This is a genomic window from Actinosynnema sp. NPDC002837, assembly GCF_040295345.1.
Taxonomy (GTDB): domain Bacteria; phylum Actinomycetota; class Actinomycetes; order Mycobacteriales; family Pseudonocardiaceae; genus Actinosynnema.
The window spans coordinates 37,876-60,427 of sequence record NZ_JBEOVG010000054.1 but is presented as its reverse complement, the minus strand read 5'-3'; the positions used below and the strand labels follow the sequence as shown (position 1 = coordinate 60,427).

17 protein-coding genes are annotated in these 22,552 nt (G+C 71.4%); 4 read left to right on the top strand and 13 right to left on the bottom strand.

All coding sequences use genetic code 11. The annotated features are described in order from the left end of the window. Window positions 1-33 precede the first annotated feature (33 nt). The 5 genes from ABTZ99_RS29615 to ABTZ99_RS29595 all read right to left on the bottom strand — a co-directional run bounded on the left by ABTZ99_RS29615 (window position 34) and on the right by ABTZ99_RS29595 (window position 6,739). Window positions 34-1,320, bottom strand: coding sequence for an ABC transporter substrate-binding protein (locus ABTZ99_RS29615; RefSeq protein WP_498772799.1), 1,287 nt, complete (start codon window positions 1,318-1,320; stop codon window positions 34-36). Between the two features lie 8 nt (window positions 1,321-1,328). Continuing rightward, entirely contained in the window at window positions 1,329-2,222 is an 894-nt protein-coding gene (locus tag ABTZ99_RS29610; protein ID WP_498772797.1) for a carbohydrate ABC transporter permease, read from the bottom strand. Continuing rightward, entirely contained in the window at window positions 2,219-3,094 is an 876-nt protein-coding gene (locus tag ABTZ99_RS29605; RefSeq protein ID WP_498772795.1) for a carbohydrate ABC transporter permease, read from the bottom strand. Before ABTZ99_RS29605 ends, ABTZ99_RS29610 begins: the two co-directional genes overlap by 4 nt. After that, window positions 3,091-5,082, bottom strand: coding sequence for a pectinesterase family protein (locus ABTZ99_RS29600; protein WP_499615800.1), 1,992 nt, complete (start codon window positions 5,080-5,082; stop codon window positions 3,091-3,093). The genes ABTZ99_RS29605 and ABTZ99_RS29600 overlap by 4 nt, the downstream gene beginning before the upstream one ends. A gap of 595 nt (window positions 5,083-5,677) precedes the next feature. Continuing rightward, window positions 5,678-6,739 (bottom strand): NsdA family TPR-like regulatory protein, encoded by a 1,062-nt coding sequence (locus tag ABTZ99_RS29595; RefSeq protein ID WP_499615797.1) that lies wholly within the window; start codon window positions 6,737-6,739, stop codon window positions 5,678-5,680. Between the two features lie 378 nt (window positions 6,740-7,117). On the opposite strand from ABTZ99_RS29595, the gene ABTZ99_RS29590 reads away from it, so the two are divergent. After that, complete coding sequence (locus ABTZ99_RS29590) at window positions 7,118-7,387, top strand: hypothetical protein (protein ID WP_499615794.1); 270 nt, start codon at window positions 7,118-7,120, stop codon at window positions 7,385-7,387. Between the two features lie 4 nt (window positions 7,388-7,391). On the opposite strand, the gene ABTZ99_RS29585 is transcribed toward ABTZ99_RS29590, so the two are convergent. Continuing rightward, window positions 7,392-8,102 carry an SDR family oxidoreductase gene (locus ABTZ99_RS29585; protein ID WP_498772787.1) on the bottom strand — a complete coding sequence of 237 codons (711 nt, stop codon included), beginning with the start codon at window positions 8,100-8,102 and terminating at the stop codon, window positions 7,392-7,394. Window positions 8,103-8,196: 94 nt separating this feature from the next. Between ABTZ99_RS29585 and ABTZ99_RS29580 the strand changes: the two genes are divergently transcribed. Then, the gene (locus ABTZ99_RS29580; RefSeq protein WP_499615791.1) at window positions 8,197-8,748 is read left to right on the top strand and encodes a TetR/AcrR family transcriptional regulator; all 552 of its coding nucleotides are present in this window, start codon (window positions 8,197-8,199) and stop codon (window positions 8,746-8,748) included. Window positions 8,749-8,917: 169 nt separating this feature from the next. On the opposite strand, the gene ABTZ99_RS29575 is transcribed toward ABTZ99_RS29580, so the two are convergent. From ABTZ99_RS29575 to ABTZ99_RS29560, 4 genes are all read right to left on the bottom strand, one after another. Continuing rightward, window positions 8,918-9,325, bottom strand: a complete 408-nt coding sequence (locus tag ABTZ99_RS29575) for a DnaJ family domain-containing protein (protein WP_499615788.1) — start codon at window positions 9,323-9,325, stop codon at window positions 8,918-8,920. A 149-nt stretch (window positions 9,326-9,474) separates the two neighbouring features. Next, window positions 9,475-10,578 (bottom strand): cellulose binding domain-containing protein, encoded by a 1,104-nt coding sequence (locus ABTZ99_RS29570; protein WP_499615785.1) that lies wholly within the window; start codon window positions 10,576-10,578, stop codon window positions 9,475-9,477. A gap of 11 nt (window positions 10,579-10,589) precedes the next feature. Then, the gene (locus tag ABTZ99_RS29565) at window positions 10,590-12,209 is read right to left on the bottom strand and encodes a cellulase family glycosylhydrolase (RefSeq protein ID WP_499615782.1); all 1,620 of its coding nucleotides are present in this window, start codon (window positions 12,207-12,209) and stop codon (window positions 10,590-10,592) included. Window positions 12,210-12,514: 305 nt separating this feature from the next. Further along, a complete protein-coding gene (locus tag ABTZ99_RS29560; protein WP_498772777.1) occupies window positions 12,515-13,540 on the bottom strand; it encodes a LacI family DNA-binding transcriptional regulator in 1,026 nt (341 codons plus the stop codon). A 102-nt stretch (window positions 13,541-13,642) separates the two neighbouring features. Between ABTZ99_RS29560 and ABTZ99_RS29555 the strand changes: the two genes are divergently transcribed. Next, entirely contained in the window at window positions 13,643-14,611 is a 969-nt protein-coding gene (locus ABTZ99_RS29555; RefSeq protein ID WP_498772775.1) for an acetylxylan esterase, read from the top strand. Window positions 14,612-14,710: 99 nt separating this feature from the next. On the opposite strand, the gene ABTZ99_RS29550 is transcribed toward ABTZ99_RS29555, so the two are convergent. Genes ABTZ99_RS29550 through ABTZ99_RS29540 form a run of 3 tightly spaced genes read right to left on the bottom strand, consistent with a single transcriptional unit; the run spans window position 14,711 to window position 21,058 of the window. Beyond that, window positions 14,711-17,734, bottom strand: a complete 3,024-nt coding sequence (locus ABTZ99_RS29550; protein WP_499615778.1) for a glycosyl hydrolase 115 family protein — start codon at window positions 17,732-17,734, stop codon at window positions 14,711-14,713. A gap of 7 nt (window positions 17,735-17,741) precedes the next feature. Further along, window positions 17,742-20,075 carry a beta-xylosidase/alpha-l-arabinosidase gene (locus ABTZ99_RS29545; protein WP_498772771.1) on the bottom strand — a complete coding sequence of 778 codons (2,334 nt, stop codon included), beginning with the start codon at window positions 20,073-20,075 and terminating at the stop codon, window positions 17,742-17,744. After that, window positions 20,069-21,058 carry a LacI family DNA-binding transcriptional regulator gene (locus ABTZ99_RS29540; RefSeq protein WP_053716050.1) on the bottom strand — a complete coding sequence of 330 codons (990 nt, stop codon included), beginning with the start codon at window positions 21,056-21,058 and terminating at the stop codon, window positions 20,069-20,071. Before ABTZ99_RS29540 ends, ABTZ99_RS29545 begins: the two co-directional genes overlap by 7 nt. Window positions 21,059-21,287: 229 nt before the next feature. Between ABTZ99_RS29540 and ABTZ99_RS29535 the strand changes: the two genes are divergently transcribed. Then, window positions 21,288-22,547 (top strand): extracellular solute-binding protein, encoded by a 1,260-nt coding sequence (locus ABTZ99_RS29535; RefSeq protein WP_499615775.1) that lies wholly within the window; start codon window positions 21,288-21,290, stop codon window positions 22,545-22,547. The last annotated feature ends 5 nt before the right edge of the window (window positions 22,548-22,552 follow it).

Here is a 22,552-nt window from a genome sequence, read left to right as displayed (position 1 = left end):
GGCGGGAGTCCTCTCCCGCCAGAGGGGGAGGAGTCACTTGCGGTCTTCCCACTCCTTCTGCGCCTCGGTGAGCTTCTTCGCCATGTCGTCCAGGAACTGCTGGCCGGTCAGCTCGCCGAGGAGCACCTTCTGGTACTGGGGCTCGCTGTCGGTCTTGGTGATCGACGAGTACTGCGGCAGGTAGACCGGCGCGGGCACGAGGACCGTGGCCGGGTCTTCCAGCACGCCGAGCGCCATCTTCACGTGGGCGGCGGAGTCGATCCACGCCGCGCTGCGCACGTCGGTGTTGGCGGGGATCTGGCCGACCTTCTCGTTCCAGTAGCTGTTGGACTCGGCCGAGGTCAGGAACTCGGCGAACTTCCAGGCGGCGTCCTGGTTCTCGCTGTTCTTGAACACCGCGAAGCCGTCGGTCGGGTTGGGCACGACGGTCCGCTTGCCGCTGGGGCCGACCGGCAGCGGCATCGCGGCGACCTTGTCGCCCAGCGCCTTGGTGACGTCGCTGTAGGAGCCGAGGTTGTGGTGCATCATCGCCACCGAGCCGCCGGTGAACTGGGCGATCATCTGGGTGAAGCTGTTGTTGACGTCGGCCTCGGGGGTGGCCTTCTTGTACAGGTCGGCGACCTTGTCGACGAGCTCGGCGTTGGCCGGGTCGTTGAGGGTGCTCTTGCCGTCCTTGAAGAAGGTGTCCACGCCGGAGTACGCGTAGGCCTCGGTGATCAGCTGGAACACCGACCCCGCGCCACCGCGGATGGTGTAGCCGTACTTGTTCGCGCCGGTGTCGGTGAGCTTGGTGGCGGTGGTGATGAACTCGTCCCAGGTCTTCGGCGCCTCAAGGCCCGCGTCGGAGAACCAGTCGGTGCGGTACCAGACGATGTCCATGTTGGCCGAGGACGGGACGATGTAGAGCTTGCCGTCCGGCGCCGTCTGGCGGACGGTCTCGACCAGCGACGGGAGCAGCTTGTCCTTCAGCGGACCGCTGTTGATGCGGTCGTCGAGGGGCGCCAACGCCTCCTGGCCGACCAGGTGCGCGAGGTACGAGGTGGTCACGCCGCCGACGTCGGGCGTCTCGCCGCCCGCGATGGCCGTGTCGTACTTCTGCTGCACCGACGCGCTGGGGATGCCGACGTACTCGACCTTGATGGTCGGGTTCGCCTTCTCGAAGCGCGAGATCAGCTCCTTGTAGATCGGCTCGCGGGCGGGCCCGCCGTTGTTGTCCCAGAACGTGATGGTGACGTTCCCGTCGGCGCCCGCACCTCCCTCGGACGAGCAGGCGGACAGCGCCAGGGCGGCGGCGGCCACGGCGACCAGCAGTTTTCTCATGATGCTCCCTATCCCTTGACAGCCCCGGCGCTGAGCCCCTGCACCAGGAACCGCTGCACGACGGCGAAAACCAGGACCACCGGCACGGCCGCGACCACGCCACCGGCGGCGAGTGCCCCGAAGTCGGTGTTGAACTCACCCAACGTGTAGCTCAGGCCGACCGGCAGGGTGAACTTGTCCTGCTTCGTGGCGAACATCAGCGCGAACAGGAACTGGTTCCAGGCGCCGATGAACGCGAACGACCCGACCGCCACCAGGGCGGGCTTGAGCTGCGGCAGGACGACCGCGAAGAACGCGCGCACGCGCGAGCAACCGTCCACCATGGCGGCTTCCTCGAGCTCCACCGAGATGTTGCGGATGAACCCGCTCATCAGGATCAGCGAGAGCGGCAGCTGGAACGCCACCTCCGCGATGACCAGGCCGGTGATGCTGTTGAGCAGCCCCAGCCCCTTGAAGATCACGAACAGCGGGATCAGCATCATCGCGCCGGGGATGAACTGGCTGCACAGCATGGCCAGCAGGAACACCCGCTGGCCGCGGAAGCGGAACCGCGCGAGCGCGTACCCGCCCATCACCGACAGGATGGTCACGAACACGAGCACGCCCAAGCCCATGATCACGCTGTTGTAGAAGAAGATGCCGAACCCGATGTCGTTCCACACCGTGTCGAAGTGCTCGAACGAGATCGGCCACGGCACGAGCTGCGTGGAGCCGGCCGGCCGCACCGCGAACACCAGCATCCAGTAGAACGGGATGAGCGTGAACAGCAGGTACAGCACCAGCGGCACGTGGATCATCCACGGCTTGCCCGGCTCCTCGGCCACGGCCCGGCGACGCCGCTTGGTCGGCTGCCGGGGCGGCGGCGGGGTGTCCACCGGCGGTCGGGTCAACGTCTCGGTCATGCACGACTCCCGAACTTCGACAACCGCAGGTAGGCGATCGAGAAGAACAACAGGATCAGGAACCCGGCCACGGTGAGCGCCGAGCCGTACCCGAAGTTGTGCGAGTCGACGGCCTGCCTGGCCACGTACAGCGGCAGCGTGGTGGTCTGGTTGGCCGGACCACCGCCGGTCAGGGTGTAGATGAGGTCGACGTTGTTGAACTCCCACACCGCGCGCAGCAGCGTCGACAGGATGATCGCGTCCTTCAGGTGCGGCAGGGTGACGCTGGTGAAGCGCCGCCACCGGCTCGCGCCGTCCACGGACGCCGCCTCGTAGAGGTCCTTGGGGATGCTCTGGAGGTCGGCGAGCAGCAGGATCGCGAAGAACGGCACGCCGCGCCACAGCTCGGTCACCACGAGGGCCTCGAACACGGTGTCGGGGTTGCCGAGCACCGAGGTGCCCGGCGAGCCGATGCCGAGGTTCGACAGCTCCTGGAAGATGCCGGTCGACGGGTTGAGCAGCAGGATCCAGATGCCCGTGGTGAGCACGCCGGACACCGCCCACGGCGAGAACACCAGCGCCCGCGCCATGCCCCGGCCGATGAACGTCTCGTTCACGATCAGGGCGAGCACGAGGCCGAGCAGCAGTTGCAGGCCGACTTCGACGAAGACCCACTTGGCGCTGAACGCCAGGCTCTGCCAGAACAGCGGGTCGTCGAACAGCATCTGCTTGAAGTTGTCCAGCCCCGCGAAGCCGTTCTTCCACGGCTGCGTGACGTTGTACCGCTGGAGGCTGTAGTAGACGACGCTCCCGATCGGGTAGACCAGGAAGACCGCCATCAGCACCAGCGTCGGTGCGATCAGGGCGTAGGGCGCCCAGGTGCGAGTCCTCATGCGGGGTTCCAGTCGCCGAGGTACGCGCGCAGGGTGTGCTGTGCCGCCTGGTCGTGGGTCAGCTGCGGCCGGTCGGGGCCGGCGGTGGCGCCGGGGCCGGAGTTGCGGAACTCGGCGAACCGGGCGTCGCGCCAGGAGAAGCCGGACATGTCGGTCCACGGCGCGGTCTTCACCGCGGCGGGCAGCTTGGTGTCGCGGATGACGACCGAGGCGATGGCGTCCGGGTCGCCGCCGGGGTGCCACGGCCGGCCGAGGTAGTAGGTGCCCGCGGGCGCGTCGCTCAGGATCGTGGAGTTCATGATCAGGAAGCCGTGCGGGTTGTCGCGGCGCGTGCTGGCGGCGGTGAGGTAGCCGTTGGGGTCGCCGCCCCGGTCGAGCGCCTTGATCGTGACCTGGTCGAACACGGCGGTGGCGCGGCCGAAGATGAAGTCGACGTCGCCCACGATCTCGCCGCCCCGGTAGTACTGGCGGGCTTTCGTGCCCACGGCGCGCGTGTCGGCGTACAGGGTGTCCTGGTGGCCGAGGAAGCGGACGCGGTCGTAGTACTGCCGGTCGCCGGTCGCCTTCACCGCGACGGCCTGGGTGCCGGTGATCTCGGGGTGCGCGGCCCGGTCGAACGAGTTGCTGAACGTGAGGTCGCGCGCGGTGAAGCCGTCGGCCTCGACGGTCGCGGTGGCCGAGCCGGTGGTGCCGTAGGTCGTGCCGTCGGGCTTCTTGGTGCCGTTGGCGTTGTCGTAGTCGATCACGACGTCGCGCGCGGTGCCGGTGGAGCCCTTGAGGGTCAGGTCGGGCTTGGTCGCGGGCACCCGGATCACCTCGCGGTACACGCCCTTGCCGATGGTGATGGTGGTGCCCGGCGGCGCGGCGTCGATCGCGGCCTGCACCGTGTCGAAGTCCGTGCCCTTGGCCACGTGGTAGCGCTCGCGCTGCTGCGCGCCGGCCTTGAGGTTCTTCACCCGGGAGGTGGCCTCCAGGCCGCGGGTGAACTCGGGGGTCCAGCCGGCGTCGCCGGCGAGCTGCGCGGTGGGGTTGGCCGCGTTGAACGCGTCGAGCACGTCCACCGGCCGCCCGTCGACCAGCGTGCCGACCTCGGTGATGGCCGTGCCGCCCCAGTTGTAGATCAGGTCCTCGACCGCGCCGCCGTTGCCCAGCTTGACGTAGTTGTTCTCCACGTACAGCTTCGACTGCACGCCGACGCCCCACGCGTAGACGAACGTCGGGCCGGGCTCGTACAGGTTGTTGTAGACGTGCACCTGGCCGAACCGGACGCGCGGCAGGCGTTCCTCGACGTTGCGGAACACGTTGTGGTGCACCGAGATCCGCAGCTTGCCGGGGTCGGTGGTCGAGGTGTTCGACGAGCCGATGAGCATCGTCTTGCCGTGGTCTTCGAACAGGTTGTACGACGCGGTGACCAGGTCGGTGCCGTTGGTCATGTCGAGCGAGCCGTCGTGCTGCTGGAAGGGGCGGCCGAAGTAGGTCGGCGCCGCGCTGTCCGGGGACGGCTGGTCGGTGAACGTGTTGTGGTCGACCCAGACGTTCGTGGCGCGGTTCAGCGAGACGGCGTCGTAGTCGGAGTTCCAGTTGCCGGTGGCGCCGTCGGTCGGGTCCCACTGCGGGAAGCAGTCGCGCGTGTCGCGGAACGTGAGGTTGCGGACGATCACGTTGCTCGCGCCGTGGATGCGGACGCTCGCGCCGGTGATGCCCGCGCCCTTGCCGTCGCCGACGATCGTGGTGTCCGAGCCGACGGTGAGCGCGATGGCCTCCGCCTGGCGGCGGGCGGACGCCGCGCGGGCGTCCTCCAGCGGGCCGCTCGGCTCGGTGTCACGCCCCCAAACAGCGGGGTCGTATGCGGCCAAATAGCCCGCGAGCGTGTAGCCGTCCGTGGCATACGTTGCGCAATCAGCCCTGAAGTCGATGACGCCGCGCACCTTGATCAGGCGCGGGGCGGGCGACGCCAGGGCGGCCCGCAGTTCTGCCGCAGTGCGCACCACGTGCTCGGTGGTCGCGGCCGACCCACCGGTCGTGCCGGCACCGCTCGAAGCCCAGCCGTCACCGGGTTGGAGAACCTGTCTCCCCAGGTCATGGCCTGCGTGCGCGGGTGCCGCCGCGATCACGCCAAGGGCGCAGGAAAGCACGAGCGCAGTACTGAGTATCCGCATGACGAGGGGCCTTCCCCGGCGAATTTGTTCATAAATGTGAACACGTTCCAGATGTGCGAACAGAGTATTGCGAAAGTATCCGCCACACGTCAACGACGTAACTTCGTTCGATGGCCGTTCGACGACGTGATTCGACGCCTAGTCGAATTCGAGTCGAATTCGATGGCGCGACCGGCCCACCGCCGCGTCCGGTCGGCAGCGGTGTGGATGGTGGAACCGGTACCGGTGCGACGCGGGCGGGTGCGGGACGCAGTACTGATGAAGCGTCGGACCGATAACCGACGACGGCGGCGCGGCGGGAAGCGGTCCCGGTGGGGCGTCAGACCGACACCCGACCCGGCGGCTTGCAGGCGGAAGCGGTGCCAGGCGGGACATCGGACCGCCCTCTAACGCGGCGGCGTCCGAGGGCGGTGGCGGTGGGCCGTCAGACCGGCGGGGTGAAGGCGCCGATCCGGGCGGACAGGGCTCGGGCGTGCGGGTTGGCCGGGTGGCGGTCGGCCAGGTGGCGCAGCGGTCGCAGCCGGTCGGCGACGCGGGTCGAGCGGATCGTGCCCGCCAGCGCCAGTGCCCGCCCGCCCACGTCGGCCGCGTGGTCGAAGTCCCCGTCCACCAAGTGGTTGGCGGCCAACGCCATCAGGCTGAACGCGCGGCTGCGCGTCATGGCCTCCGGATAGCCGGCCACGGCGGCGGTGAGCGAGTCGATCGCGGGCGCGGTGCGCGACGGGTCGACCGTTCGGGCCAGGTCGGTCAGCACCACGCCGGTCAACCCGCACAGGTCCGTCTCGTCGAAGAAGCGCGCCCATCCCGGCGCCGGGCCGGACGCGCGGGCGAACTCGTCGTGCGCCAGGTTCAGCAGCCGCACCGCCTCGTCCTTGTCGCCCAACCCCGCGCGCGCCCACGCCTGGTTCGCGAGCAGCATCGCGACGGCGCGCCGTGAACCCGCCCGCCGGGCCGCGACCAACCCGGACGCGAACGCCTCCAGCGCCTCGCGCCGCCGACCGCCGTGCAGCCGCATCCGGCCGACGCGGTAGTGCACGTTGGCCGCCAGGTCGTGCCGGCCCGCCTCCACCGCCAAGTCCAGCGCCCGGTCCCAGTGCCGCGAGGCCGCCGGCTCGAAACCGGTGTCGAAGCACGTCCAGGCGGCCAGGTTGTGCAGGTCGGCCAACGCCACCAGCAGCCGCTCGCGCACCGCGCCCGAGGCGGCGACGTCGAGCAGCCGGTCGTGCCGCGTCGCGCACTCGACCGCCGAGTCGCGGCACGCGCCGCCGCCGCGCCGGTAGTCCACGTCGCGCAGGCGTTCGGTCTCGGCCGCCAAGCGCTCCACGTCCTCGACCCCGATGTGTGCCGGGACGCGCTGAGGTTCTGCCATCGCCGCACCTCGCAATTCCACTAGAGCGGTGGAGGGGATCCAACTGGCATGTGGCTGCGGGGTACCCAGGGTGACAGCGCCACCACCCTGACGGGAGCCGCCGTCAGGGGCGCGCATCGGCCCCTGCGCCGACGCCCGCGAGGGGGCCGGAATCGGGGGGTGGTCGGGTTCCGCACGGCCGGCGGACGCGCCCGTGGCCGGCCCCGATCACGGCGCCCCTCCCCCACCAGCGGCTCCGACGGCGTGGCTGCCCGCACTCGTCGTCGACAGGAGAGACATTCCATGCCAACGGGATCCTTCAACGCGCGAGCCCGGCAACTGGCCGACGGGCGGCACGTGCGGTTCACGCCCGTGACGCGCCGCCCGTGACACCACCGGCCGGGGCCTTGCGATCGCGCGGTACGAGGCGACCGGCGAACCGGGCGCCGCCGAGGTCGCGGTGGTGGTCGCCCCGCCGTGGCGGCGCGTGGGCCTGGCCACCGCGCCGTCGCCCGGATGCCGCGCTCGGCAGGCGGCGTCCGGGCGAGCGGCGGGTCCACTGTGGACTGGTCGGTGCCGTTGCCACCACCGTCAACCGGACTGGACCACTCGTCCGCCGTGCGCCGACCCGCACGTGACGACGAGGAACGCCGACCGCGACCGATCAGCGCCGTCCTCCCCGAACTGCGGCGCCGGCGCGGCTTGACGCAGCACGACCCGGCTCGACGACTGCACGCGGCGTCCGGGAACGTCAGCATCGCCCGGCGCAGCGGCCGCGGCGGGTGACGGACTACCGGCCCGCACCGACCAGGGCCGGGTACTGCACGGCGACGTCCTGCGCCAGCGCGGCTTTCACCTGTCGCGTCAGCTCGTCGGCCAGCACCTCGAAGGCGTCGGCCTCGATGCCGTCCACCGCGAGCTCCGCGACGTCGCGCGGATCGCTCTTGGGCGCGTCGACGCCGGCGGTCATGTCGGTGTCCACGTAGCCGACGTGCAGCCCGGTGACCTGGATGCCGCGCGGGCGCAGGTCGAGGCGCAGGGAGTTGGTCTGCGACCACAGGGCGGCCTTCGAGGCGCTGTAGGAGCCGCTGATCGCCACCCAGGACAGGACCGAGGCGACGTTGAGCAGGTGCCCGCCGCCGTTGCGCTCGATGATCGGCACGAACGCGCGGGCCACGTGCAGCGGGCCGTAGAAGTTGGTCTCGAACTCGCGGCGGACGTCGTCCAGCGGCGAGTCCAGGAAGGACGCCTTCACCAGCCCGCCCGCGTTGTTGATCACGATCGTCACGTCGTCCGCCCGGGCCGCGGCGGCGGCGACCGAGGCGGGGTCGGTGACCTCCAGCTCGACCGGGACGGCGTCCGGGTGCGTGACGGTGCGCGGGTCGCGGGCGGTCGCGTAGACCTTCCGCGCGCCTCTCGCGTACAGGGCCTCGACCAGGGCCTTGCCGATGCCCCGGTTGCCGCCGGTGACCAGGGCGGTCGCCCCGTTGATGGTGGTCATGCCAATCCTTCCCAAGGTGGAAACCGATCGGTTTCCTCGGCCGACTGTAAACCGATCGGTTTCCCCACCGCAACTCCGGCGGTAACCTGCGGGGGTGACCACCACCCCACGGGACCGCCTGCTGGACGCGGCGGGCGAGCTGTTCTACCGGGAAGGCGTCGGCGTCGGCGTGGACGCGCTGTGCAAGGCGGCCGGCGTCTCCAAGCGGTCGATGTACGTGCTGTTCGACAGCAAGGACGAGCTGATCGCGGCCAGCCTCGACCGGCGGGCGCCGGGCTACGACGCCGCGCTGCTGCCCCCGGGCGGCGGCACGCCGCGCGAGCGGATCCTGCACGTGTTCCGCGCGCAGGACGGGCTGACCGGGCAACCGGGCTACCGCGGCTGCCCCCTGGTCGCCACGGCGACCGAGCTCAAGGACGCCGGCCACCCGGCCAACGCGGTGGCCCGCCGGCACAAGCAGGCCCTGACCGACTTCTTCGCCGCCGAGGCGCGTGCGGCGGGCGTGGCGGACCCGGACACGCTGGCCGCGCAGCTGACGATCGTGTTCGACGGCTCGGGCGCCCGCGCCGTGGTGCGGGCCGAACCGCTGGCCGGCCTCGGCGTCACCACCGCGACGGCGCTGCTCGACGCGGCCGGGGTCGGCTGACGCGCGCCGTGATCCGACCGGGGCACGCGTCGCCGGCGGCCCCGGAGCCGTGGTCGTCGCTGCGCAGGGCCGGCGGGCGATCATCTCGCGCCGGCTGTTCCAAGGCGTGATCCGGCCGGGTGGCCGGGCCCGCGTCGCCGGCGGAGTCGGACGTCGCCGAGCGGCCCGGTCAGCCCCGGTCGGCCTGGTCGGCCCGCCACTCCTCGACCACGTGCTCGACGTCGTAAGGCATCAGGTTCAGCGGCGGTCCCGACATCGGCTTGCGGATCGCCTCGACGATCCTGGCGTTGATGTCGGCCAGGATCGAGCGCACCTCGGCCTCGGTGCGCGCCCGGCCGGCGGCCTCGCGCGCGGCGGCGGCCTCCTTGCGCAGCAGCAGCGTCGGGGGGAGCGCGGTGCCCTCCTCGCGGCGCAGCTTCTCCTTCACCCACCACAGCTCGTCGTGCGGCTCGTGCAGCCCTTTCAACGGCCGGCCCGCACCGGGCAGGTCCTCGAAGTCACCGCGGTCCTGCGCCTCGCGGATCTGCCGCTCGATCCAGGTCTCGAAGCCGACACCGGCCGGTTTGCGCTCGGTCACGACGCACCACCCCCCTGCCGAGGGTACCGGCGGTCGGGTCCGCCGGTCGCCGCTGCTCGGGGACGCCGGCCGGGCGCCCGCCGAGCCGTCACGTCGCCGGCTGACGGCTCGCGGGTGCGCCCGGTGCCGGGCGCACCCGCGAGGTCCGGTCAGGACAGCGTGCAGATCGGCACGGGCACCCAGCCGGTGGCGTCACCGGTGCCGTTGAACCCGACCTTGGTCGAGCCCGCCGGCGGGATGCCGCCGTTCCAGGACGTGTTGGACACCGTCACCGCCGTGCCGCTCTGGGTGAAGGAGCCGTTCCAGCCCTGGCTGAGGGACATGCCGGCGTTGAACGTGAACCCGATGCGCCACCCGCGGGTCGGCGAGGCGCCGCCGTTGCGGATGGTGATCTCCACCGTGAACCCGCCCGGCCACTGGTTGACGACCTTGATCTCGACGTCGCACGACCCGCCGGGGGCGGAAGTCGTGGTGGTCGTGGTGGTCGTCGTAGTAGTAGTGGTCGTGCTGGTGGTCGTAGTGGTCGTGGACGTGGGCGTGGTGCCGTTGAGCGCGGACACCACGGCCGGGATCCACTTGTCCGCGATCTTGCGATCACCGGACGCGTTCGGGTGAACGCCGTCGTAGGTGTCACTGGCGGTGTTGAACCCGGCCCACTGGTCCACCACGGTGACCGGCGACTGCGCGGTGGACTTGCCCGCCGCCCAGCCCGTGATCGCCGCGTTCAGGTCGACCACCCGCTGGGGGCACTCCGCGCAGGCGCTCGCCGCCATCGGGATGATCTTGGCGACGATCACCTTCATGCTCGCGTTGTTGGCGCGCATCTGGTCGACCAGCTTGCCGTAGGCGGCCAGGATGGTCGCGGTCGACCGGTTGCTCCAGACGTCGTTGGTCCCGAAGTGCATGAGCACCACGTTCGGGTTGGTGGCGGCCAGCCACCCGACGAGCTGGTTCTGGTCGGCCACCGCGGTGACCAGCGCGCCGCCGTGGCCCTCGTTCTCGCCGTCGTAGGCGAACCCGCAGCCGTCACCGGCGCGGGTGCCCACGAAGTCGATGTTCGTGTGCCCGGCCGCGCGCAGGTCGCGGTCCAGCAGGGCGCGCCAGCAGCCCGGCGAGCCCGTGATCGAGTCGCCCAGTGCCATGATCCGCGTCGGCGCGGCGGCCTCGACCGCCTGGCCGGGTGCGGCCACCAAGAGGCCGACGAACGTGGCCAACGCCGCTAACAGTGCCGCGACCGCGGCTTTTCTCGACATCGCGTGCTCCTCTAGGCCGTCGTGCAGGTGGCGCCGTTGAGCGTGAACGCGGTGGGCGCCGAGTTGGTGCCGTTCCACGACCCGATGAAGCCGAAGCTGACCGAGCCGTTCGCCGGGATGGTGCCGGTGTAGGACACGTTGGTCGCGCTCAGCGTGGAGCCGGACTGGGTCGTGGTGGCGCCCCAGGACTGGCTGACCGTCTGGCCGTTGGCCCAGGTCCAGCGCAGCGTCCAGCCGTTCACCGCGGCCGTGCCGGTGTTGGCGATCTTCACGTCGCCCTGGAAGCCGCCCTGCCACTGGCCCGCGATCTTGTAGGTGACCGCGCAGGACGCGGGGCCGCCGCCACCGGGCTGGGTGGTGACGTTGACCGTGCCGGAACGGGTGGAGCGGTTGCCCGCCGCGTCCCGCGCGTACACGGCGAACGTGTAGGTGGTGCTCGCCGACAGGCCGGTGACGGTGGCCGTCGTCGTGGCGGTGCTCGCGGCGGCGGTCTCGGTGGTGCCGTTCACGCGGACCACGTCGTAACCGGTGACGCCGACGTTGTCGGTGGACGCGGTCCAGGACAGCGTGGCGCCGGTGGAGGTGACGCCGGACGCGGTCGGGGTGCCGGGCGTGGACGGCGCGGTGGTGTCCGGGCCGGTGCCGCTGTCGTAGACGGTGGCCTGGCGGGAGGTGGCCTTGATGCCGTTCGCGCCGTTGACCGCGCGCTGGCCCCAGCTCGTGAGCTGGGCGGCGTTGAAGCCGGTGACCATGTCGAGGTACTCGACGCCGCCGCCGTTGCCCGACCAGGACCACGCCAGGTAGCCCAGCTTGAGCGACTGGGTGGTGGCGAAGATCGTGTCCTCGTCCGGGTTGCCGTCGGAGTGGTCGTGGCCGAACTCGCCCACCACGATCGGCAGCTTCGCCGTGACGAACCGGTTCAGGTAGTCGTTGATCTCGGCGGCCGTGTCGAACACGCCGTACATGTGGATGGAGAACACGGTGTTCTTCTGGGGGTCGGCGGCGAACACCGACGCGGCGTTGTCGCGCATGGTGAAGGCCCAGTCCTGCCCCCAGTTCGGCGCGTCCACCATGATCGTGTGCTCGAAGCCCGCCGAGCGCAGCGAGGTGATGGCGTCCTTGGTCGCCTGGGTCCAGCCGGTGTAGCCGGTGTTGCCCCACGGCTCGTTGCCGATGTTGAGGATGACGTACTTCTCCTGGCCGGCCATGGCGCTCTGGATGCTCTTCCAGTACTCCACGGCGCGGGCCAGGCTGACGGCGCCGCTCTGCTCCTGGTAGCCGGTGGTGTCGTGCACCTCCATCACGCAGATGAGCTTGTTGGCCTTGCACTGGCTGATGACGCCCGCGACGTCGGCGGCGTTGTTCAGCGTCCACCGGTCGCCGGAGCTGAGGACGACGCGGACCGTGTTGGCGCCCGTGGCCTTGATGTCCTTGAGCGCCTGGGTGGTGCGGTCGGCGTACCAGGTGTGCGCGTGGTTCACGCCACGCATCACGAAGTCGTTGCCGTTGGCGTCGAGCAGACGCCCGTTGCTGACGGTGAACCCGGCCGCGGCGTGTGCCGGCGTCACCGCCAGCAGTGACAGGACCAAGGCGGCGACGGCGGCGCCCACCAAGGCGAATCGCTTGCGCATGGATGTACCTCGCGTAGTTGTCGACGTTGACGTAGCGAGCGCAGGGCAGCGCGCCTGCCTGCGGCAGGCCTCAACACCAAAGCAATTAACCGCTTAAGTGTCAACGCCCGGTTCGCCTCTCAACCCCGGCCCACACCCGCTCCCCCACCCCACTGCCCGCAGCTTCGACCGCACCGCGAAGAGACCGTCTGGGACCGCTCCCAGACCGCCTTGCGCAAGTCTCCTACACCCCGCGCCGGCACACCACCCCCACCCTTCGCGTGTCCCGCGCCGGCGCTGGCGGTTCGACTCGCGAGGGGCGTGGGTCAAGGGGTCGGGGGGTGGGAGGTGCTGGAGCGGGGGACCAGTTCGGGGTCCGAGGTCTTCACCTGTTCGGCCGGGGCGCCGTTGATCACGTCGAGGAGCAGCCGCACGGCGGCGGCGCCGCGTTCGGCGATCGGGCGGCGGACCGCCGACAGCGCCGGGCGCACCAGGCGGCACAGGGCCGAGTCGTCCCACGCCACGAGGGAGAGCTGGTCGGGCACCGTCAGGCCCAGCTCGTGGGCCACGCCGAGGGCGGACACGGCCATCACGTCGTTGTCGAACACCAGGGCGGTGGGCGCGATGCCGCTCGTCAGGACCCGCCGGGTCACGCGGGCGGCGGCCTCGTCGGAGTAGTCGGCGTGCACCACGCGGGCGTCGGGCAGGCCGAGGCGCGCGGCGGCCGTGGTGAACGCGCGGGACCGGGTCTGGGTGTGCACGAACTTCGTCGGCCCCGCGACCCGGACGATGCGGCGGTGCCCCAGCGCGACCAGGTACTCCAGCACCTCCGCCACGGCCAGCTCGTCGTCCGTCCACACGCACGGCAGGTCCGGCACGACCGGCTCGCCGAGCACGACCGCGGGCAGCCGCAGCTCACGCACCAGCTCCACCCGCGGGTCGTTCTGGACCAGGTCGACCAGCAGCACGCCGTCCACCCGCCGCTCGCCCCACCACCGCCGGTACGCCGCCAGCTCGGCCGCCGAGTTGTCCGTCACCTGGAGCAGCAACGACGTCGGCCCGCCCGCGAGCGCGCCCTGGATCCCGGAGATCAGCTGCATGAAGTACGGCTCGACGCCGATCACCCGCGCGGGCCGGTCGACCACCAGCCCGATCGCGTTCGCCCGACCGTCGCTCAACGACCGCGCCGCGCTGCTGGGCACCCACCCGAGGCGGTCGGCGATGTCCATGATCCGACGACGCGTCGGCTCCGAGACGCCCGGCCGGTTGTTGAGCGCGTAGGAGACCGCGCCGGTGGACACGCCCGCGGCCTTGGCGATGTCCGAGATGGTCGGACGCTTACCACCTACCACCCGCGCCTCCTCGGTCGGTGATCATCAAGTCTAGCGGCGGTACCCGCGGCTCAGCCCGGTAGGGTAATTAAGCGCTTAACGGATTATGGAAAGGGGACCGCCGTGCCCTGGTTCGACCTCTCCGAGCGGGAGCTCGCGCTGTACCGGACCGACACCGCCGAGCCGGACAACCTCGACCTGTGGTGGAAGGCACGGCTGGACGAGGCGCACGCCGCCGCGCTGCCACCGGTCCTCACCCCGTACGCGGCCGACGCCTACGGACCGCTCTCGGTCTGGGACGTCGAGTTCTCCGGCCACGGCGGCGACCGGGTGCGCGGCTGGTACCTCCGCCCCGCCGGCGCCGGCGTCGAGGCGCTGCCGACCGTCGTCTGCTACATCGGTTACGGCGGCGGGCGCGGCCTGCCGTCGGAGCACGCGCTGCTGCCGTCCGTCGGCTACGGGGTGTTCGTGATGGACACCCGCGGCCAGGGCGGTCGGTGGACGCTCGGCGCCACCCCCGACACCGGCTTCGCGGGCCCCGAGCACCCCGGCGTGATGACGCGCGGCATCGCCGCCCCCGAGACCTACTACGTCACGCGCCTGATGGTGGACGCCGCCCGTGCCGTCGAGGTGGCCGCCTCGCTGGACGGGGTGGACGAGACGCGGATCGCGGTGTCCGGCGGCAGCCAGGGCGGCGGGCTGGCGCTGGCCGCCGCCGCGCTCAACGGCGAGGCGGTGAAGGTCTGCCACGCGGACGTGCCGTTCCTGTGCGACTTCCAGCGGGCCATCACCCTGACCGACGCCGAGCCGTACGCGGAGATCGCCAAGTTCCTGGCGCAGCACGTCGACCTGATCCCCGCCGCCCGCGACACGCTGCGGTACGTGGACGGCGCGTTGCTGGCCAAGCGGATCACCGCGACGTCGCTGCTGAGCGTCGGCCTGATGGACGAGGTGTGCCCACCGTCCACGGTGTACGCGGCCTACAACGAGATCACCGCGCCGAAGGAGATGGCGGTGTTCCCGTTCAGCGGGCACACCACGCCGCGGGTGCACGACGAGCGCAAGCTCCGCCACCTGCGCGCGCACCTCTAGCCCCGGCGCGACGCACGGCCATCACGCTCGCCACGAGGTAGCGGGTTGGCGGGACGTGAGGGGGACCACCGCCATAGTCCCCCTCACGCCCCAGCCCGGTCAGTGGACTCGGCGGCTCTCCGGGGGCCCCAGGTAGCTCGACCTGAGGCCTCCCGTGTCCACGACCAGCTTCTGCACCACCACGGTGGGGTCGACCATCCAGAACTTGAGCGTGTGCGCGCCCGCGTCCAGCCGGTGCCCGGTGGCGGTTCGGTTGACGTTGTCCGACGTGTTGTGCTCCCACTGGCGGTTCATGGTGGTGTCGTCCGCGCCGGTGGCCGCGGTGATGTCGACGACCTGCGGCGGCTGGTCGTCGAACGACACCGCGTAGCGCAGGCCCGGCCCGGGCAGCACCGGGTTGCGCGGCGACAGGTACGCCCACACGGTCACCGGCCCGTCGGCCCGCACGGTCAGCTCGTACTCCAGCCGCGGCCCGGTCGGCGACCCCGGCTCACGGCTCGGCGCGGTCACCGGGAACGGCTCCACGCCGTCGCCCGTGCGGCCGATGTCGGGGATCCGCCGCCACCGCACGCCGTCGCCGTCCACGACCCGGGTCGCGTGGGCGGCCTCGATCGAGACGTAGCCGTTGGCCTCCACGAAACCCCGTGGCTCCACCAGGTCGTTCTCGACGACCGCCCGCACGGTCACCAGCGCGCCCGCGCCGGTGATCGTGATCGGCACCTCGACGCGCCCCTTCGGCGCGCGCGACCAGTCCACGCGCACGTCCAGCCGGACCTGGTCGCGCACCGTGCCGTGCGGCCGGTCGACCTCCAGCCACGCCGCGCCCGGCGTCGCCCAGTAGTCGAACGGGATCGCGCCCCGGTTGAACACCTCCACGTACTGCCCCGGCTGGGACTGGTGCGGGCTGAACGCGGGCAGCGTCGCGGGCCCCGCCGCGGCGGGCCACCACTGGTCCGAGCCGTCGACCGCCACGCCCATCTCCGCCACCCGCGGCAGGTCGAAGCGCTTGACGGCGGGGAACACCTCGTCCGGCAGCACGTCGCCGTCGCGTTCCGGCTGCTGCCACGACGCGCTCGGCCCGTACCGCGCGACGTCGCCGTAGCCGATCTTCGGCTGGGTCTGGAAGCCGCGCCACTTCCCGCCCGCGAGCACGGTGCCGTAGTGGTCCGACATCGCCTGGTCCTCGGCGAACCGCGCGTCGGTGGCGTCCGCCAACGCGTTCGCCGACGCACGGCCCTGCGCCGCGTGGAGCAGGTTGGTGAACTCGGCCAGCCGCAACGCGTACAGGTTCGCCGTCGCCTTCACCTGGTAGTGCACCAGCTGGTGGTAGGCGTCCCGCGACGACGGCGGCAGCGCGCCGCGGACCCGCTCGGCCCGGTCCGCCAACCGCCGCCACCGCTCGGTGACGCGTTCGCCCTCGCGGTAGTCGGTCAGGCTGAACGGCGAGGCCTGGTCGTCGTAGGTGATCGTGGCGCCGACGGCGGTGGCCTTGCGGTTGAGCAGTTCCGGCTTGCGGGCGGACTGGAGCTTGGCGTACTCGCGCAGGACCGACGCGATCTCACCGGCCTGCCGCGGGCCGAAGTTCTGCGCCGCGTAACGCCGCTCCCACTCCCCCAGCTTCTCCACCGGGCAGCGCCCCGGGTCCCAGGCGTAGTCCAGGAAGAACTGCAGCGGCAGCTCGTTGCCCTTCACGTCGCCCGCGTTGACGACCCACAGCCGGTCGACGCCGTACTCGTAGGACTGGTGCAGCTGGTCCCACACGTTCGGCAGCGAGGTGGTGTCGACCCACTTGTAGTTGCGCCCGCCGCCGACGTAGTCGAAGTGGTAGTAGAGCCCGTACCCGCCGGCGCGCGGGGGCGACGACGGGTCGGGCAGCTTGCGCATGTTGCCCCAGTTGTCGTCCGCGAACACGACCGTCACGTCGTCCGGCGGGCGCAGCCCTTTCTCCCAGTAGCGCTGGACCTCTTTGTAGAGGGTCTGCACCTGCGGGACGTCGGCCATGCCCTCGCGGGCCAGGATCTCCCGCTGCGCGGCCAGGATCTCCCGCATCAGCTCGATGCCGTCGCCGTCGGACAGGCTCGCGTCGCCGTTGCCGCGCATGCCGAGGGTGACCACGCCCTCGAAGCCCTCGTCCTTCATGCGCCGCACGCCGTCGGTCCAGTACCGCACGACGGCGTCGCGGTTGCGGCGGAAGCTCCACTCGCCGTTGCCGCCGTACGGGTCGCTCTCGCCCGCCTTCGCGTGCCGGTTCCACTCCTCGATGCCGCGCATCATCGGCGCCTCGTGCGAGGTGCCCATGACGACGCCGTACGCCTTGGCGGTCGCGTGGTTGAGCGGGTCGTCCTCGGCGAACGCCCGGCCCCACACCGCGGGCCACAGGTAGTTGGCCTTGAGCCGCAACACCGTCTCGAAGACCTTGGCGTAGAAGTGGTGGTTGAAGCCGGCCGGGAAGCCCGGCGCGTGACCGGCGCCGAAGTGCTCCGGCGCCCACCGGCCCAGCGCCGGGTTCTCGTCGTTGATGAAGAACCCGCGGTACTTCACCGCGGGCGTGCCCTGGCCGTGCCTGCCCGGCAGCACGTGCAACTCGGCGCGGTGGGCCGGGGGGACGTCGGCCCACCAGTGCCAAGGTGACACGCCGATCTCGCGCGAGACGTCGTACGCGCCGAAGATCGTGCCGCGCTGGTCGCTGCCCGCGATGACGAACGCGCGCCGCACGCCCGGCGCCGGGTGGTGCACGACCTGCTGGAGCGAGGTCTCCCACCGGCCCTCGATCGCCGACACGTCGAGCTTGCCGCGCGCCACCAGGTCGTCGATCAACGGGCTCCGGCCGACCGTGCCGACGATCACCACGTCGCCGCGCGGCTCCGAGGTGATCTCCGGCCGCACGCCGGTGACGCGCTCGACGTCGTCGCGCAGGTCGCCGACGACCCGCACGACGCCGGGGTGGTCGGCGTCGCTGACCACCAGGGCGGCGGCCTTGCCCCGGGACGCCAACGGGAAGCGTCCCGGTCCCGGTCGGTCGACGACGTACCCGTCGACCCTCGTCGGGCCGTCCGGTGTCGCCGTCGCCGGCGACGGCGGCACGAGGAGCGCCGACGGCGACGGCAAGGGCACCAGCCTCATGGTCACCTCATCGTGACGTGGTGGTGACCGGCGTCACCAGCACGCGGTCGTGCCCGACCACGCGCGGCTCACCGGTGACCGGCACCGAGTGCTCCCAGCGGATGTCCTCGCTCGACGTGCCGACCTGCAGCACGACCTCGCCGGTCTCCACGACCCGCTTGCCGTCGCGGCCGGTGAACGAGGTGCGGTCGGCATGCACGCGGAACGTCACCTCGGTGGCCTCGCCCGCCTGCAACTCGACCCGGGCGAAGCCGACGAGCTGGCGCACCGGACGGGTCACGCTGGCCACCGGGTCGTGCAGGTAGAGCTGGACGACCTCGGCGCCGGCCCGGTCGCCGGTGTTGCGCACCAGGCACGACACCTCGACCTCGCCGTCGGCCGGGAGCTCCGCGCCACCGGCGAAGTCGGACAGCTCGAACGCCGTGTACGACAGGCCGTGCCCGAACGGGTAGGCGGGCGACGGGTCGACCGAGCTGACCCCGCCCGGACCGCCGAGCGGCGGGTGCAGGTAGGTGGTCGGCTGGGCGCCGGAGCCGCGCGGCACCTGCACGGGCAGCTTGCCGGACGGGTTGACGCGCCCGCTGAGCACGCCGGCGACCGCGCCCGCGCCCTCCTCGCCGGGGAAGAACGCCTGGACGATCGCGGCGGGCCGCCCGTCGGCGCCCGCGGCGGGCTCGAGGTAGCGGCCCAGCGCGTACGGGCGGCCGGTCAGCAGCACGAGCACGACCGGCACGTCCAGCGCCAGCAGCCGCTCCAGCAGCTCGCCCTGCACGCCGGGCAGGTTCAGGTCCTCGGCGTCGCAGCCCTCGCCGGACGTGCCGCGGCCGAACAGCCCGGCCCGGTCGCCGAGCACGGCCAGCACCACGTCGGCCTCGCGCGCCACCGAGACGGCGTCGTCGATGCCCGACCGGTCGGCGCCGTCGACCTCGCAGCCCTTGGCGGTGGAGACCTCGGAGTTCGGGAACTCCTTCAGCACCGCCTGGACCATCGTGTCCATGTCGACGCCGAGCGGCACGTCCGGGTGCTGCACGCCCACGTGGTTGGGGAACGCGTAGCAGCCCATCAGCGCCAGCAGGTCGTCCGCGCACGGGCCGACCACGGCGACCTTGCCGGTGTCCGCCAGCGGCAGCAGGCCGTCGGCGTTGTCCAGCAGCACCACGGAGCGCTCGGCCATCGTGCGGGCCAGGTCGCGCAGCGCGGGCGGGTCGAGGTCGACCGGCTCGCCGCGCAGCACCGCGGGCGAGTCCGGCTGCCAGCCCTCGTCCAGCAGGCCGAGCTCGCACTTCTGGGTCAGCACGCGGACGACCGCGCGGTCCACCAGCGCCTCGTCGACCTGGCCGGACCGCACCAGCTCGGCCAGCGGCTCGCCGTAGCAGCGCACGCTGGGCAGCTCGACGTCGATGCCGGCGGCCAGCGCCAGCGCGGCGGCCTCACCGGGCGAGCCCGCGACGCCGTGCGCGGTCTCCAGGAACGACACCGCGAAGTAGTCGGCGACCACCACACCGGTGAAGCCCCACTTGTCCCGCAGCAGGTCGGTGAACAGGGTCGGGTCCGAGCCCGCCGGCACGCCGTCGACCTCGGCGTAGGAGTTCATCACCGAGCGCGCGCCGCCCAGGCGCAAGGCCATCTCGAACGGCGGCAGCACCACGTCGGCGAACTCGCGCGGCCCCATGTGCACCGGCGCGTGGTTGCGCCCGCCGCGCGAGGCCGAGTAGCCCGCGAAGTGCTTGAGCGTGGCCACGATCCCGCTGGACTCCAGGCCCTTGGTGTAGGCGGCACCGAGGAGACCCACGAGGTACGGATCCTCGCCGATGGTCTCCTCGGTGCGTCCCCACCGCGGGTCGCGCGACACGTCCAGCACCGGCGCCAACCCCTGGTGGACGCCGACGTCGCGCATCACGAGACCCACCTCGCGTGCCATCCGCTCGACCGTCACCGGGTCGAACGAGGCGCCCCACGCGAGCGGGATGGGGAACACGGTCGCCTGCCACGCGGTGAAGCCGGCCAGGCACTCCTCGTGCGCCATGGCCGGGATGCCGAACCGGGTGTTCGCGACCAGCTTGCGCTGCGTCTCGGCCAGCACCTTCGCGCCGACCAGCGGCTCGACCGGCCCGGTGCCGAACACGCGGGTCAGCTGGCCGAGGCCGGGCTTGGTCAGCTCGTCCCACGGCGGCAGCGGCTCGGCGAACTCGTGCTGCGCGGGGGCGACCTCCTCACCCTCGGAGATACCCACCCACACGCCCACCAGCTGGGCCAGCTTCTCCTCCAGGGTCAGCTCGGCCAGCAGGGCGGCGACCCGCTCACCGGTCGGCCTTCCGGGATCGGCCCAGGGGTTCAGCACGGCGGCTCCTTCGTTGACGATCGGACGACGAGTTCGGTGGCCAGTTCCACCCGTTCGGTCTCCACGGGGCGACCCGCGATCAGGTCGGCGAGCATGCGGCCCGCGTGGCGGCCCATCTCGGTGAGCGGCTGGCGCACGGTGGTGAGGGCGGGCGAGGACCACACCGCGACCGGCAGGTCGTCGAAGCCGACCACGCTCAGGTCGTGCGGCACGGACAGCCCGACGACGCGGGCCGCCTCGATCACGCCTAAAGCCTGCTCGTCGTTGCCGGCGAAGATCGCCGTCGGCCGGTCCGGCAGCGCCAGCAGCTCGGCCGCGCGGCGGAACCCGCCCTCGTGCTTGAAGTCCCCGTGCTTGACCAGCTCGGGGTTGAACGCGATGCCCGCGCGGTCCAGCGCGGCGCGGTAGCCGTCGACCCGCGCGCGGCTGCACAGCATCCCGGCCGGTCCGCCGATGACGCCGACCCGGCGGTGGCCGAGGCGCAGGAGGTGCTCGGTGGCCGCCAGGCCGCCGGCCCAGTTCGTCGCGCCGACGCTGGGCACGTTCGGCTGCGGCAGGTCGACCGGGTCGATGACCACGACGGGGATGCGGGAGTTGGCCAGCACGCGGCGGTCGGCGGCGGTCAGCTGGGAGGTGACCAGGAGCGCGCCCGCGCGCCTGGCCTCGACCAGCGACGCCGCCCACGACGTGTGCTGACGGGGTTTGTCGGTGGACGACACCACGACGTGCAGCCCGGTGTCGACGACGCCACGGATGATCTCCACCGCCCAGGGGCTGTCCAGGGCGGTGAACACGAGGTCCACCAGCAGGTGACCGGAGGCCCTGCGGGACCCGACCGGCACGTAGTCATACTCGGCCAGGAGCTGCCGCACGCGGGCCCGGGTCTCTGCGCCGACGTCGTCCTTCCCGTTGAGGACTTTGGACACCGTCGGGAGAGACACCCCCGCTGCTGCAGCAATCGTGGCCAACGTGGCTCGACGCATGGGCCGATAGTATCGAAACTCGATCGAAACACAAGAGTGACCTCCTGACGTGGGAAAACATCACTCGGACACGCCGAATGGTGACGCTTGACACCGGTTGGACACGGGCCTAAGGTCTGCGCAAGTCGTGGATGTTTCGAAATGTTTCGATGCCACGAACAAATCCGCAGCGTGGCAGAAGGGTGGCGGTCGCATGTCCCGCCGTTCATGGGTGCGTCCCCTCATCGCGATGGGGCTAGTCGCCGTGACAGCAGTGGTGTCCGCGTGTGGCACGTCCGGTCCGGGCGAGACCAACGCCGGCGCACTGAAGATCTGGGCACTGGAAGACCCGGTGCTCAACAAGATCGAGAACAAGTCGATCGACTCGTTCAAGGCGGGTGGCGGCAACGCCTCGCTGGAGACGTTCGGCAACGACCCGTACAAGCAGCGGCTCCGGGTGGCCATCGGCTCCCCGCAGGCCCCCGACCTGTTCTTCAACTGGGGCGGTGGCAACCTCAAGGAGTACGTCGACGCCGGCAAGGTGGCCGACCTCACCCAGGTGCTGAACGACAACAAGGCCGCCAAGGACGCGTTCATCCCGAGCGTGCTCAACGGCGCGAAGCTCGGCGACAAGTACTACGGCGTGCCGATGCGCGGCATGCAGCCCGTGCTGCTGTTCTTCAACAAGAAGGTCTTCAGCGAGGCGGGCGCGCAGCCGCCGACCACGTGGGACGAGCTGCTCGCGGCCGTCGACACCTTCAAGGCCAAGGGCATCACCCCGATCGCCCTCGCCGGCACGCAGGCGTGGACCGAGCTGATGTGGGCCGAGTACGTGCTCGACCGCGTCGCCGGCCCCGAGGTGTTCAAGAACATCCGGGACGCCGGCCCCGCGGGCTGGAAGGACCCGGCCGTGGTCGAGTCCATGACCAAGCTCAAGGACCTCATCGACCGGGGCGCGTTCGGCAGCAACTTCGCCTCCGTCGGCTACGACGCCGGTGGCGCGTCGACCATCCTGGCGCAGGGCAAGGCCGCCATGCACCTCATGGGTTCGTGGGAGTACACCAACCAGCTCGACCAGAGCCCGGACTTCGTGAAGAACGGCGACCTGGGCTGGGTGGCGTTCCCGTCGATCCCCGGCGGCAAGGGCGACGCGGGCAACCTCGTCGGCAACGTGAGCAACTTCTACTCGGCGACCCAGGACTCGAAGAGCCTGGACGCGGCGAAGAAGTTCGTCACCACCGAGCTGCACAAGGACTCCTACGTCGAGGCGCTGATCGAGGCCGGTGACGTCCCGCCGGTGGTGGGCGCCGAGGAGAAGCTGAAGAAGTCGCCGAACCCGGAGTACGCGTCGTTCATCTACGAGCTGGTGCTGGACTCGAAGAACTTCCAGCTGTCCTGGGACCAGGACCTGCCCGCCGATGACGCCACGTTCATGCTGACCCAGCTCCAGGAGTTCTTCCTGGGCAAGGTCTCGCCGCAGCAGTTCGTCGACGCGGTGGCCGCGCGCTGATGTCG